This is a genomic window from Candidatus Omnitrophota bacterium, assembly GCA_030650275.1.
In the GTDB taxonomy this organism is placed as follows: Bacteria; Omnitrophota; Gorgyraeia; order Zapsychrales; family Fredricksoniimonadaceae; genus JACPXN01.
In genome coordinates, this window is sequence record JAUSEK010000023.1 from 23372 (window position 1) to 36492 (window position 13121).

The 13121-nt window shown below is 55.3% G+C and carries 14 protein-coding genes; all 14 read left to right on the top strand.

All coding sequences use genetic code 11. The annotated features are described in order from the left end of the window. Genes Q7K71_05975 through Q7K71_06040 form a run of 14 tightly spaced genes read left to right on the top strand, consistent with a single transcriptional unit; the run spans nt 1 to nt 13107 of the window. Nucleotides 1-1518, top strand: coding sequence for a radical SAM protein (locus Q7K71_05975; GenBank protein ID MDO8675641.1), 1518 nt, complete (start codon nt 1-3; stop codon nt 1516-1518). Further along, complete coding sequence (locus Q7K71_05980; GenBank protein ID MDO8675642.1) at nt 1515-3164, top strand: hypothetical protein; 1650 nt, start codon at nt 1515-1517, stop codon at nt 3162-3164. The genes Q7K71_05975 and Q7K71_05980 overlap by 4 nt, the downstream gene beginning before the upstream one ends. Continuing rightward, a complete protein-coding gene (locus Q7K71_05985; protein ID MDO8675643.1) occupies nt 3161-5416 on the top strand; it encodes a hypothetical protein in 2256 nt (751 codons plus the stop codon). Before Q7K71_05980 ends, Q7K71_05985 begins: the two co-directional genes overlap by 4 nt. Before the next feature lie 10 nt (nt 5417-5426). After that, nucleotides 5427-5747 carry a hypothetical protein gene (locus Q7K71_05990; protein ID MDO8675644.1) on the top strand — a complete coding sequence of 107 codons (321 nt, stop codon included), beginning with the start codon at nt 5427-5429 and terminating at the stop codon, nt 5745-5747. Continuing rightward, entirely contained in the window at nt 5744-6259 is a 516-nt protein-coding gene (locus Q7K71_05995) for a YkgJ family cysteine cluster protein (GenBank protein ID MDO8675645.1), read from the top strand. Before Q7K71_05990 ends, Q7K71_05995 begins: the two co-directional genes overlap by 4 nt. Continuing rightward, complete coding sequence (locus tag Q7K71_06000) at nt 6256-7140, top strand: phosphatidylglycerol lysyltransferase domain-containing protein (protein ID MDO8675646.1); 885 nt, start codon at nt 6256-6258, stop codon at nt 7138-7140. Before Q7K71_05995 ends, Q7K71_06000 begins: the two co-directional genes overlap by 4 nt. Before the next feature lie 12 nt (nt 7141-7152). After that, a complete protein-coding gene (locus tag Q7K71_06005) occupies nt 7153-7773 on the top strand; it encodes a 3'-5' exonuclease (GenBank protein ID MDO8675647.1) in 621 nt (206 codons plus the stop codon). Nucleotides 7774-7787: 14 nt separating this feature from the next. Further along, nucleotides 7788-9047 (top strand): anthranilate synthase component I family protein, encoded by a 1260-nt coding sequence (locus Q7K71_06010; protein ID MDO8675648.1) that lies wholly within the window; start codon nt 7788-7790, stop codon nt 9045-9047. Further along, nucleotides 9044-9829, top strand: a complete 786-nt coding sequence (locus Q7K71_06015; GenBank protein MDO8675649.1) for an aminotransferase class IV — start codon at nt 9044-9046, stop codon at nt 9827-9829. Before Q7K71_06010 ends, Q7K71_06015 begins: the two co-directional genes overlap by 4 nt. 33 nt (nt 9830-9862) lie before the next feature. Beyond that, entirely contained in the window at nt 9863-10282 is a 420-nt protein-coding gene (locus Q7K71_06020) for a hypothetical protein (protein ID MDO8675650.1), read from the top strand. 12 nt (nt 10283-10294) lie between these two features. Then, nucleotides 10295-10630 carry an Lrp/AsnC ligand binding domain-containing protein gene (locus Q7K71_06025; protein MDO8675651.1) on the top strand — a complete coding sequence of 112 codons (336 nt, stop codon included), beginning with the start codon at nt 10295-10297 and terminating at the stop codon, nt 10628-10630. A 7-nt stretch (nt 10631-10637) separates the two neighbouring features. Beyond that, a complete protein-coding gene (locus Q7K71_06030) occupies nt 10638-11798 on the top strand; it encodes an aminotransferase class I/II-fold pyridoxal phosphate-dependent enzyme (GenBank protein ID MDO8675652.1) in 1161 nt (386 codons plus the stop codon). After that, a complete protein-coding gene (locus tag Q7K71_06035) occupies nt 11798-12208 on the top strand; it encodes a hypothetical protein (GenBank protein MDO8675653.1) in 411 nt (136 codons plus the stop codon). The genes Q7K71_06030 and Q7K71_06035 overlap by 1 nt, the downstream gene beginning before the upstream one ends. After that, a complete protein-coding gene (locus Q7K71_06040; protein ID MDO8675654.1) occupies nt 12205-13107 on the top strand; it encodes a PfkB family carbohydrate kinase in 903 nt (300 codons plus the stop codon). The genes Q7K71_06035 and Q7K71_06040 overlap by 4 nt, the downstream gene beginning before the upstream one ends. Nucleotides 13108-13121: the final 14 nt, after the last annotated feature.

A 13121-nucleotide genomic window follows, 5' to 3' on the forward strand; every position in this document is an offset into this window, starting at 1 on the left:
ATGAATATCCTCTACGTCGTTGACACATTTTCCATCATAGAACCCATGGGGACCCTGCAATTGTCAGGGATCACCAAGGCGCGCGGCCATAAAAGTTTTGTCTGCGCCATCGATGACGGGGACGTCTGGCGCAAGCTGGACGAAGAGCGCATCGACGCGGTAGCCTGTTCCTTTATGTCCACGGAGGCCGGTGGTTTTAACGTCCTGGTTCGCGGGATCCGCGAACGCTATCCGCGCATGCCTATCATCGCCGGAGGCCCGCACCCGACGTATTATCCGCAGATCATCAATACCTGGCCTTTGGACGCGGTGGTGGTCGGCGAAGGCGATCACGTGGTCGCGGAGCTTTTGGAAAATCTCTATTTGGGCAGGGACATTTCCCATTTGAGCAATGTGCACACCAGGGAGTTCAAGAACCCGCAGGGAAATTTGGTTGAAGCCCTGGACGCCCTGCCTTTTTCAGACCGCGATCTGCTGGACGGCATCGCGCCCTTCAAATACATCCCCATGAAATCGTTCTTTGCCACCCGCGGCTGTCCGTACAGCTGTTCTTATTGCTTTAACAGCGCTTTTAACAAGATGCACAAGGACAAGGGGGAGGTCCTGCGGCGCCGCTCCGTCGAGAATTTGATCCAGGAGATCGAGCAGGTGAAAAAGAATCACAAGATGGACTTTGTGCGTTTCGGCGACGACACCTTTGTCATGAAATACGATGCCTGGGTCGAGGAGTTCTGCGACAAATACCCCAAACGGGTGGGCGTGCCGTTCTATTTCCTGATCCATCCTAATTTGGCGAGCGAGCCTTTGATCAGCAGTTTGAAGAAGGCGGGATGCCATTCCATCATGCTGGGCATTGAGTCCGGCAATCAGGACGTGCGCCGCAAGGTCCTGGACCGTTATGTGGCGGACGCGACCATCAAGAAGGCCTTTGATCTTTACCGCAAATACGACATCAAAGTGTTCAGCAACACCATTTTGGCCTTGCCGGAGACGACCCTGAAAGAGGACCTGGAATCTTTGAATTTCACCCTGGACTGTCGCCCGTTCTATTCCGGTTTTACGGTGTTCACCCCGTTTCCCGGAACGGCCTTGGGGGAATATTCCAGGGCCAAGGGCTATGTCAAAGGCAGCGATGATTTCGCGGAAAGTTTTCCCATCAGCATGCAGTCCGGGTCCATGCTCAATACCGTGACCGACGAACAGCGCAGGATCCACCGCAATATCCTGACCCTGGCGCCGGTGGCGAACCTGTTTCCCGCGTTGCGCGCGCTGATCGTCAAGCATTTGATCTATTGGAAACCGAACATTGTTTTTGACGTGGTGGGGTTTGTGGTGCGCAATTACTGCAACATGAAGATATTCCCGTTCAGCAAGTCCGCGTACACGTTCGTGCAGCTGTTCAACAAAGTCGTGCGCATCGACAAGCACAACTACAACAGCAACAATGCGCGCCCTGTCAAAATCGATGATTTGCGCAAATTCGAACACACCCGCCTTTCCGCCGTCCAAAGCACGTGATCACTATCGTTTTTTTGGCCATTCTGGCCATCGTCGGGGCAGGGCAGGCCCTGGTCATCACGGCGCACATCTGCAGTTTTATCCCCATCCATTGGTCCGGGCCTGTGCCCGGGGGTCTTGAGCCCGAACGCGAAAGTTTCCTCTACCTGATCTTCCTGTGTGCCGCGCTCGTCTTGATGGCCGCGGCTTTTGTGTTTGTTCGTCCCCGGCTGGAGGACCGCTCCAAACGCCGGGGGTGGATGCAGTTTCTGGCCCTCGAGGCATTATGGCTCACGCTCATGCTCTTCGCCTTTTTCAAAGGACTGACCTACCGCTATCCTTTTTATAATGTTCTGCCTTATGAGAACGGCCGCTGGGTGGAACCGTTCTTTTATGGCGTTGTGGCCTTAAGTATTTTATCCAAGGTCTTCTGGCCGGAGATCCGCCGTTTTTGCAACGGATTTTATCCTCAATGGCTCGCCTTTACGCCGTCCGTATGGCAGAAGCGCGCGGCCGGCGCGGCATTCGCGGCGTTCATTTTTGTTCTATTGTTGCCCAATGGCGGTGATGTGAGCGCGTTGAGTTACGCGTGGGACCAGTTCAACCATTGGGATGATTTTTTTCTCTCCCGCTGGTGTCTACTCCACGGAATGGGCCCTTCCCGGATGGTATTTTTGTTATTCATGGCCGTCATGGTCTTCTGGACGGCCTTGTTTTTTATCGTTCAGGAATGGTTGAAAAGTTTTTGGCTGGCCGCGTTCGCGGTCTTGCTGGGCGTTAAGCTGACACTGTTCCATTACGGCATGGCACCGGCGGCGTGGCTGTTCCCGCAGGCCATCCTGCAGCCGGGCGTGGGCATCGCCTCCTGGCAGGGACTGGGCAATGTGCCGATGTATGATGCGTTGAGGGCGCGGGAATTCTTTTCGTTCTTTATGGGGTTTTCTTTGCCGGTTTTTTATGTCTTTACTCTTTTGTCCGTCAGGAATACCGTGATCACTATTATTGCCGCCTATGGCCTGCTCACCTATACGAATTATATCGCGCATCCGACGCTGTTTTCATACGGGGCCGTGGCTGTTCCCGCTGTTTTGCTGTTATGTTTCTGGTTTAACCATCTTGTGGGCCGGTTTTTTTTGCGCCACCGTAAACTGGTCTTTGCCGCGCTGGCATTGACGGCGCTGGGCGCACTTTTGACCAACCGGCTGTTTGTCACCTATCCGCACGCGGTCAACATGTATGGCCAGAATTTCAGCAAGGAACGTCAGTTCCTGGAGAATTCTCTAGATCTCACCGCCGATGCCGCCCTGATCCATGCAACGCTTAAAGCCAATGAGCCGGCGGCTGTGATCGGCAGTTTTGAATTGCCCCTGCTCGCCCGGGCCGGGCACCCGGCATTTTTCAAACACGCGCCGCTGATGCTGTCCGCGTTTTTGGGATCACCGTCGGTGCGCGGCCTGCGTTTGAAAACCAAGGACGATCTTTTAGAGACGATCGATCAGCTTGAGCAGATCCCGCCAGCCCATATCTTTGTGGAGAAGAAATTGTTGTCTTTGCCGCAAGAATTTTATCAAAGCACGGCCGGGATGGCGATCCTGCTGTCCTTTGTCCGCGATCATTATGAACCCGCAGGGCAGGGGAAGTATTTTGCCGTATGGCGGCGCAAATGAACATGATGAATGCCAATCGTTCGCTGATCGCTGTGATCGTTTGTCTGATCAGTATGCAAGCCGTTGTGCTACTGGCGTTGCTGTTGGGATCGGTCCCGCCCGGTCCGGGCATGGCCGACCAGGTCTTGCCGGAATGGGCCGCCAGCGTCAAGCCCAAATGGGACATGGCCTTATTCGCCGTTTTCATCCTGACCGCCTTGCTGGGGCAGGCGGCCGCGCTGTTCTGGCTTAAAGATGAATTGAAACAAGAGGGATGGTGGCGCGGCCGGCTGACATATTTGTCGGTTGAAGGCGTGCTGACATTTTTACTGGTCAGCGCCGCGTATAAAATGACCATTTATGACAACAGTCCTTTTCTGGCCCAGCGGGCTTTGGTCCTGTTGGCGGCGACAGCTGTCCTGGTCAAATTATTCTGGCACGAGATCAACCTTATATTAGAGAAGACGCTGTGCTGTTTTCGCGCTTTACGCGTTTCATCCGTTGCGGCGGATGCCCTATCCCTGGCCGTTATCATTGTTTTGATCTACGTCCCGGACCTTGAGGCCGTGGCCGCCCAACTGTTCATCGGCGAGCAATTCCACCATTTTGATTTCTTCATCATGTCCCCGGGTTGGGCGTATCTTAACGGCCAGTTGCCTTACGTGGACACGATCTCCCAATACGGGGTGGGGGTGCCAGCGGTCCTGGCGCGCCTTTCCATACTCTTCGGCGGTTTTGATTATGTGCCGGTATTGATCATGATCATGGTTTGGGTCATCGGGTATTATCTTTTGCTGTACGGCTTTCTGCGTTATTGGCTGACCAGCATCCCCCTGGCGCTGGCCGTGTTTTTCACGGCCTTTCGTTTGCAGATGTTCCATTACGGGGTCAGCCCCTTGTGCTGGATCTATCCTTCGACAACCCCGGTCCGTTTCGGTCTGGACATCGTGTGGCTGGGACTTTTGCTGGCGCATTTGCGCACGGGTAAAATACGGTTTTTGATCGCGGCTGCCGTGTACAGCGGTGTGGCTTTGTATTACATGACCTCGACGGGTATCTGTGTTTTGCTGACATTCTATTTTTACGCGGCCGTGCTTTTATCAGTCCCGCATCTTAGGCAGCAATATTTTTCCACCAAACGCCTTCAAATGATCGCCGCGGCCTGCATCCCGCTGGCGGGTTTAAGCGCTTTTATTCTGTTCTGGCTGACCTTAGGGGGTCCTGTATGGGCAAAAACCTTTTGGCACAATATGACGGAATATCTGTCATTTTTCGCCCACGGCCACGCCGGCGGCGTTCTGCCCATTTATGAGAGCTTGAAATACCGACATTTCTGGGCCTCCTTCATGGGTTTTGCTTTGCCGCTGGCGTATCTGGCGACCCTTTTGATCGCCGGGGCCATGGTCTATTTGAAGAAAGTCCGCACGGAATATGTCCTGGCCGCCGTGATCGCGGTCTACGGCCTGGCCAATTACCAATATTATGTCGTGCGTTCGGCGCTCACGAGTTATTATATGAACGGCCTGCCGTTCGTTTTGCTTGCCGGTTTCTGGTTGAGCGTTTGGGTCCAACGCCTGGACGCCGCGGGACGGCGGCGCATCATTTGGGGGTCTTTGCTGTTGAGCGTTTACGCCCTGACCACTAACCACAATTACATCAGTTATCCGAACATGTTCAATTTTTCCCGCAACCCCATGGTGGACCTGACCGTGGCCCAGCGCTTTCCGGACCGGCAGGGGTATTTCAATCATCTGGTCAAGTCCATGAAGGAAGAGGACAAGCTCCCCGTGAATTCTTTGGGCGACACCGTTGAGGACATCCGCACCGAAGATGATTTCAAGTCGGATGGGGAATTGAAGGGCTATTTCCGTCATGAATTCGATTTCTCCGACGACGCAAAACTTGTCCGGTCCCTGACAGCCGAGGGACAGCGCGCCGCGGTTTTAAGCAGTTTTGAGACCAAGATCTTGATGCAGGCCCGGCGCCCGCCGTTCTTTTATCATTTACCGCTGTTGACGTCCCAGCCAATGCGTTTGAGGGCTTATCCGGCGGACGCAGGCCACAGCCCCAATTTTCTTAAAGACACCTTGAGCCAGTTGGAGGAGAACAAGCCGGAATATGTGTTTATGGAGAGGGTCTTCCTGCAGGACAAAATTCCCGTGTCTTATCAGGAGAGCAATGCCAATGTCGTTGCCATTGCCGCGTATATCCGCGATCATTATGCGCCGGGGCCCCGGGGGAAATACCTTGTGGCCATGAAACGCAAAGAATAAAGGAGACCATATGGCCACCATCGAGGAATTCAGGAAGGTTGAGCTGATCGTTGCCCAGATCAAGGAAGTCAAAGAGCACAGCAATGCCGACCGCTTGTATGTCGTGCAGGTGGACACAGGTAAGGATGTGCGTCAAGTCGTGGCCGGCATCCGCAAGGCCTATACGCCCGAGCAATTGGTCGGCCGGCGTGTTATCCTCGTCGCCAATTTGGAACCCGCGGTCATCCGCGGAGAGACCTCCAACGGCATGCTGTTGGCCGCTTCCGATGAGAACGGCATGGCCCTTTTGATGCCGGACAAGGATGTGGCTTTAGGCAGTATTGTGAAATGATCGAACAATTAAAACAATTCGTTCCCTCGCCGGTGTGTTTGCAATGCGACGGGTGTTGCCGGTTTAAGTCCGCGGATTCACCCTGGAGGCCCAAATTGGGCCCCGAAGAGTCCGCCGGCCTTGCGCTGAAGATCACCGGCAAGGACTGGCTTGATGATGACGGGCATATCCGCACCCTGCGCCATTGCGGAGAGAACCTGTGCCGTTTTTTCAATCCCGGTGACCACACCTGCCAGATCTACGACAACCGTCCTTTTGAATGCGCGCTGTATCCGTTCGTTCTTTCGCGTTCGTCCGAAGGTATGGATGTCTACGTTCATTTGAGCTGCCCGTATGTCCAGGACACCGAGGGGTCGGCCGTGCTGGACGGATACATCGGATATTTGAAAGAATATTTCCAGACCCCGGCGGTGCTGGATTTCCTTAAACGCAACGCGGCCTTGCTCCACGATTATTCTATATTTTTTTCTGAATTGCAGCATTTGTTCACCATTAAGGATTTGCGGCTGTGATATTGACCCAGGACCTGCTGGCCCATAAGCCCCTGTTCGATTTTTTTTTGGCCCGCGACGAACGCCGCGTGTCCTGCTATCATTTTTCCTCCGTTTTTGCCTGGCAGGATTTTTTCCGTTTCACCTTTGAGGTCATCCATGACCGTTTGTGCGTGTTCGCGCATCAGCCGCAGGGGTGTTTCCTGTATACGCCTCCCGTGGGCGGTGGGCTGGATATAGCGACGGTGGAAGAATGTTTCAAACGCATGGGCAAAAACCGTCTGGCGCGCGTGGAAAATATTTGCGATAACCAATTGCCCGCGCTCGTTTGCAAGGAGTATAATAGCCGTCACAAAGCGGATGAATACATTTACCGCAGGCAGGACATTGCGGGCCTGCGCGGCAACGCGTACAAGTCCCGGCGCCATGATGTGAATCTGGCGGTCAGGCAGTACCCGATCTTTGAGCAGTATGAGGACCGGTATTATCAGGGATGCATAGCCCTTTATGAACGCTGGGCCGCCCAACGTGCCCGTTGCCGTGATGAGGACGTTCACCGCGCCATGCTGGAGGATAATCGCCGTGTGCATGCCCTCGTGATCGCGCATGCCGGGGCGTTGGGGCTGATCGGGCGCGTGGTCATTATCGACGGGGAAGTGGCCGCGTACACGTTTGGATATCCGCAGAACGATCATACTTTTTGCGTGCTTTTTGAGGTCGCTGACCTCGCCAGGCCGGGGTTGGCGTCTTATATTTTTAACCGTTTGTGCGCGGACGAGGCCCTGGGCCCTTTCGAGTTCGTCAACGCCATGGATGATTTCGGCATGCCCGGCGTGGCCAGGGCCAAGGAATTGTTCCATCCCGTGCTGAAGGTTGCTTTGTATACCCTTACTGAAATTTAAGGATCTTTAACGTTGAAAATCCACAGCGCTGAAATTGTTGTTTTTGACGTGGAGACCACGGGTCTTTTTCCGCAGGACGGGGACCGCATCGTTGAGATCGCCGCGATGAAGGTCAAAGGGGGAAAGGTGGTGGACCAATTTTATTCCCTGGTCAACCCCAAACGGCCCATTCCGCCGGAGGCCACCAACATCAATCAGATCACCGAAGACATGGTCGCGGATGCTCCCACGGCTGACACGGTCCTGCCGAATCTCATCGATTTTATTTCCGGCGGCTGTGTGGCCGGGCACAATGCGCGTTTCGACATGGGGTTTTTGTGTTATGAACTGTCCTTATTCGGCCGGCGGCTTAAAGACGATACGCCCGTTGTGGACACGCTTAAGATGGCCAAGGGACTTCTGCCGTATTTGAGTAGTTATAAACTTTCTTATCTGGCGCGTTCCTTGGGGGTCACCGTCACCCAAACCCATCGCGCCATGGCGGACGTGGAATTGACCGTGGCCGTGCTTTTGCGGATGATGGAAATGGCCGCGGACAAGAATGCCGACGACGTAGGCACATTCCTCACCAAGTTCGGCGTTGAGAAACCGTTGTTCAAACTGGTCCAGGTCGCCCAGGACTCCCTGTTTTAATGAGCGTATGACTTATGGATCTTCTTCACCGGACCCTGCCCCTGAAGGCCGGCGCGTTTGAGATTTTCGCGGCCTTTAAGGACCGGCCGTACGCGTTTTTTTTAGACAGCGGCATTCAAACTCCTGCCGGACGTTTTTCTTTCATCGGTTTTTCCCCATCCAGCATCATCGAGGGACATCTCCTTCAAGACCTCGGGCGTTTGCGCGCGGCATTTGACAAGCACAAGGTCCAGGCCAAGGATTTTCCCCATCCTTTGCCCGGGGGCATGGTTGGTTACATCGGATATGACCGGAGGTTCTTTTTTGGTTTTTATGACACCATCATTGGCATCGATCACGCGGCAGGGGCCATCCACGTTACATCAACAGGATCGCCGCAACGGCTGCAGGAGATCTTACGCCTGCTGGACAACCCCCCCGTAATACCTTCCCGGCCTGTTTTGCCGCCGCTTGAATTGACAAGCAATTTTGACAAAGACGGGTATGCGGCCATCGTGCGCCGCGCGCTGGAACATATCCGTGCCGGGGACATTTATCAGATCAATTTGTCCCGCGAGATCCGCGCTTCCGGTACCGGCATTGATCCGATGGCTGTCTACGGGGCCCTGCGCCGTATTTCCCCGTCGGACCACAGCGCGTATTTCACCGACGGGAAAAACCATATTTTGAGCAGTTCCCCTGAGCAGTTCATCGCCGTCAACGGCAGGCGCGTGCGTGTCAGGCCCATGAAAGGCACGCGGCCGCGCGGGCAAACGCCCGTGGAGGATGCCCGTTTTCGCCGTCAGCTGGAGACGAGCGCCAAAGAGATCGCCGAACTTTTGATGGTCACCGACCTTGAGCGCAATGACCTGGGCCGGGTTTGCGATTACGGGTCGGTGCGCGTGTCCGAGATGCGCGCCATTGAAGAGTACGCGACCGTGTTCCAGGCCACATCCACCGTTGAGGGGACATTGCACCGCGGCTGCGACGGGTTTGATGTCCTTAAGGCGTGTTTTCCCAGCGGTTCCGTGACGGGCTGTCCCAAGATCGCGGCCATGACGATCATCGAGCGTTTGGAAACGGCCGGCCGCGGATCGTACACCGGGGCGTTGGGGTACATGAGTTTTACGGGAGACATGGATTTCAACGTTTTGATACGCACCCTCATCGTTGCCCCTGACGGCATCACCTTTAACGTCGGCGGGGGCATTGTCGCGGATTCCGATCCCTTCATGGAATATGAAGAGACCGTGCTCAAGGCCCGGGCCATGGCAAAGGCCCTGGGGATGCCATGACCATTTTTTTAGACGGCAAATATATTCAGCCCGACGACCAACTCCTGGACGATCTGACCCCGGGCCGCCGGCGTCTGCGCGGTGTGTTCGAAACCATGCGCGCCCGGCAAGGCCGTATCATTTTTTGTGACGAACATCTCCGGCGCCTGTCCGATGGGCTCAAATGCCTTGGCCTTGAAGATCCCCTGTCCCGTCGCCGCTGGAAAAACGTTCTGCGCCGATTGTTGGAACAAGGCCCTTGTGCGCATTCCCGGGTGCGCATTTTGGTGTGGCGCGAAGGCCGTTGTTTGCGTTATGCCGCGATGGCCCTCAAATACGAACCTCCTCCAATGTCACAATACCGCCGGGGAATAAGGGTCGTGACAGCGGCGACCCGCCGGAGGGCTTCTTTGCGGCACGCCAGGGTGAAGTCCTTGGACTATTTCCTTTTTGCCGACGCTTACCAACGGGCCGCGGCCTTAGGGTTTGACGAAGCCCTTTTACTCAACGCCCAAGGACACGTTTTCGAGGCCAGCCGGGCCAACATTTTTGTCCTGCACAACGGTGTTCTGCTGACACCGCCGCTGGGCAGCGGATGTCTTGACGGGATCATGCGCGGCCGCGTCATCCGTCAGGCCCTGCGGCACAAGATCCTGGTGCGCGAACGCAGTCTCACGGCCAAAGACGTCATCCATAGCGACGGCGCTTTCATCACCAACGCCCTCATCGGGGTCATGCCCCTGGCCTCGGTCGACGGGCAGGCGCTGAAATTCCCTGATATACGCCTTGCCCTTTTGCAGTGATGCCGTTATAATGACGCCTTAGAGAGAGTTATTATGAATAAGAATATTTATTCTTTATTGTTTATCCTGTGCCTTGTCTGTCCGGCGCGCGTTGGGGCGCAGGAGGAGCCGGTGGACGCGGTATGGCTTTTGACCCTGGACACCATCAAGGCCGAATCCAGCCAATTGATGGCGCAAAATACCCGGTTGAACGCTGACTATCATGCACTTCTTGAGGAGACCGATCAGTTGAATGCTTCTATTGAAGGGCAGGGCGGGAAAAACGCAGCGCTGGCCGATTTTTTAAAGACCAGGCATGGCCGCAGCGACCAGCAGGTCCGTATCCAGGAACTGGAGAGGCAGATCAAGGCGTCCCGTCGGGGTGCGTCCAAGCCAGAAAATGAACTGGACCGTTTGCGTCAAGAACTTAAAATTGAAAAAGCCAATGAGGCAAAATTGGAAAAAACGCAATAGGGGGAGGTTTTTATGGCAAAAACGAAAACAAACAAAAGCGCGCCGGTGTGCGCGTTGATCGAAGTGAGCATCACCCCGCAAAAGGACGCGGGGTTCGACCGTATCGCCGAGCGCATTTACAGTTATCCGCAGGTCCAAAGCTGTTATCTGGTCTCGGGCGGTTACGACCTTTTGGTCGTGGTCGAAGGCGACAATATCCAGACGGTGGCTGATTTCGTGGCGGCGAAACTGTCCTCCATGGCCAACGTCAGGCAGACCACCACGCATTTCCTGCTGCGCAAATACAAAGAACAGGGACAGGTCCTGCATCAGCCCAAAAAAGAACGCCGCGAGACCATCTCTTACTAGGATCTTTATGCGTATTTCCAAACGAGTTCATGAGCTGGCGCCCTCGGGGATCCGCGCGTTTTTCGACCTGGTCCTCGGGATGAAGGACGTTATTTCTTTGGGGGTGGGCGAGCCGGATTTCGTCACGCCGTGGCACGTGCGTGAAAAAGCCATCCAGTCCCTCGAGCAGGGATACACGTCGTACACTTCCAATAAGGGCATGGTCGAACTGCGCCGGCAGATCGCGCGGTTTTTGGAGGCCCGTCATGGCCTTGTCTACGACCCCGAAGAGGAGATCCTCATTACCGTCGGGGTCAGCGAAGGCCTGGACGTGGCCATGCGCGCCCTTTTGAACCCCGGGGAAAAGGTCCTGGTGCCGGATCCTTCCTATGTCGCCTATGGTCCTGTCGTGGAACTCGCCGGAGGCACGGCCATCACTTTACCGACGGGGGTTGCCAGCGGTTTTAAAGTCACGCCTCAACAGATCGAGTCCGCGGGGGCAGGCGCCAAAGCGCTGTTGTTGAATTATCCCGCCAACCCCACCGGCGCGTCCTATAACAAAAAAGAACTGGAAGCGGTCGCCCAGGCGGCTCAAAAGCGGGACCTGATCGTGATCAGCGACGAGGTCTATGACGAATTGACCTATGATTTTGAGCACACCCCGCTGGCGAAATTTTCCGGCATGCGCGAACGCGTCGTCTATCTCAACGGGTTTTCCAAGGCCTATGCCATGACGGGTTTCCGCATCGGATATGCCTGCGGCCCGGCGGACATCATCGGGGGCATGACGAAGATCCACCAGTACACCATCCTGTGCCCGTCCATCACCGGCCAGATGGCGGCCATGGAAGCGCTGAACAATGGGGCCAAAGACGTCGCGGCCATGAAAAAAGAATACGACCGCCGGCGCCGTTTCATCGTCGAGGCCCTCAACGGCATCGGGCTATCCTGTGTCATGCCCCAGGGGGCGTTTTACGTTTTCCCGTCGATCAGATCAACGGGGGAGAACTCCCTGGATTTCGCCAAAAACCTTTTGCAGCAGCAGAAGGTGGCCCTGGTGCCCGGGGTCGCTTTCGGGAAGTCATTCACCGATCACGTGCGCATTTCTTACGCGTCCAGTTATGATAACCTCAAAGAAGCGGTGCGCCGCATCGCATTGTATTTGAAACACAAGCCGAAAGGAAATTGATGCGCAAGATACACGCGCCGAAAGCGCAGCGTAAAAAAGAAGACGCCGAATTTGAGATCGGCTTCTATGAGAAAATCATAGCCGACACGCCGGATTTCATCCAGGCCCTGGCCGCGCTCGGTGATCTGTATACCAGGGCGGGGTATTGGCAAAAAGGCCTGGACGTGGACGTGCGGCTGTCCGGGCTCAAACCGGATGACCCCGTTATTTTTTATAATCTTGCCTGCAGTTACGCGCTGTTGAACCAGACCCGCGCGGCATTGAACGCTTTGTCCAAAGCCATCGAGTTGGGCTACGATGATTTCCGGCATTTGCGCTCGGATGGCGACCTGGAAAATCTCCTGAAGGACGCGCATGTGCAGGCGTTCATCAAGCGGCTGGAAAAAAGAAAAATTAAAGGAGCGATATGAGCTTAGTGGTCCTTGGCACCGTGGCGTTAGACCATGTTAAAACACCGTCGGGGAGCAAAAAGGACATGCTGGGCGGGTCCGCCGCCCATTTTGCCATGAGCGCGCGGCTTTTCACCGAGGTCCATCTGGTGGCGGTCGTGGGGCGGGATTTTCCAGAACGCCATCTCGATTTCCTGCGTCGCAAAGGCATTGACCTGACGTCGCTGAAGATCGGCCAGGACAAAACATTCCGCTGGAGGGGAGAATATAAAAAAGAAGACCTGAACACGGCCCTGACCCTGGCAACGGAATTGGGCGTGCTCCAAAATTACGTTCCTGAGGTGGCGGACCATCAGCGGCACATGCCCAACGTGTTTTTGGCCAATTGCGACCCGGACCTGCAGATGGAACTTTTGTCTCATTTGAAAAACCCCCGTCTGATAGGCCTGGACAGCATGAATTTGTGGATCACGCATAAACAAAGATCTTTAAGGCGGCTGATGAAAATGGTGCATTTGTTCGTTGCCAACGACGGGGAAGCCCGCGCTTTGACCGGCGAACATAACCTGATCGCGGCAGCCAAGCGTCTGTGCCGGATGGGGCCCCAAATGATCGTCATTAAAAAAGGCGAACACGGGGTTTTATTCTACAGCGACCGGTTCATGTTCTCTTTCCCCGCTTATCCGGTCGAGAAAGTGGTGGACCCGACGGGCGCGGGGGACACCTTTGCCGGCGGGCTCATGGGGTATTTGAGCAAGGCGCGCAAGGCCGATGAGAGGTCGTTGCGCAAGGCACTGCTGTACGCCACGACCGTGGCGTCGTTTAACGTGCAGGGTTTCGGGATGGCCATGACAGCGCCCCTGACCATGCGCGAGGTTGAAAGGCGCGCGCACCGTCTGGTCAGGTTTTTCAGCGTTTAACCCAAAAGGGATCT

Bases quoted from the DNA above. Each gene is read 5' to 3' on its own strand.
- Q7K71_05975 (MDO8675641.1), top strand. From the start codon at position 1: ATGAATATCCTCTACGTCGTTGACACATTTTCCATCATAGAACCCATG.
- Q7K71_05985 (MDO8675643.1), top strand. From the start codon at position 3,161: ATGAACATGATGAATGCCAATCGTTCGCTGATCGCTGTGATCGTTTGT.
- Q7K71_05990 (MDO8675644.1), top strand. From the start codon at position 5,427: ATGGCCACCATCGAGGAATTCAGGAAGGTTGAGCTGATCGTTGCCCAG.
- Q7K71_05995 (MDO8675645.1), top strand. From the start codon at position 5,744: ATGATCGAACAATTAAAACAATTCGTTCCCTCGCCGGTGTGTTTGCAA.
- Q7K71_06010 (MDO8675648.1), top strand. From the start codon at position 7,788: ATGGATCTTCTTCACCGGACCCTGCCCCTGAAGGCCGGCGCGTTTGAG.
- Q7K71_06015 (MDO8675649.1), top strand. From the start codon at position 9,044: ATGACCATTTTTTTAGACGGCAAATATATTCAGCCCGACGACCAACTC.
- Q7K71_06020 (MDO8675650.1), top strand. From the start codon at position 9,863: ATGAATAAGAATATTTATTCTTTATTGTTTATCCTGTGCCTTGTCTGT.
- Q7K71_06025 (MDO8675651.1), top strand. From the start codon at position 10,295: ATGGCAAAAACGAAAACAAACAAAAGCGCGCCGGTGTGCGCGTTGATC.
- Q7K71_06030 (MDO8675652.1), top strand. From the start codon at position 10,638: ATGCGTATTTCCAAACGAGTTCATGAGCTGGCGCCCTCGGGGATCCGC.
- Q7K71_06035 (MDO8675653.1), top strand. From the start codon at position 11,798: ATGCGCAAGATACACGCGCCGAAAGCGCAGCGTAAAAAAGAAGACGCC.
- Q7K71_06040 (MDO8675654.1), top strand. From the start codon at position 12,205: ATGAGCTTAGTGGTCCTTGGCACCGTGGCGTTAGACCATGTTAAAACA.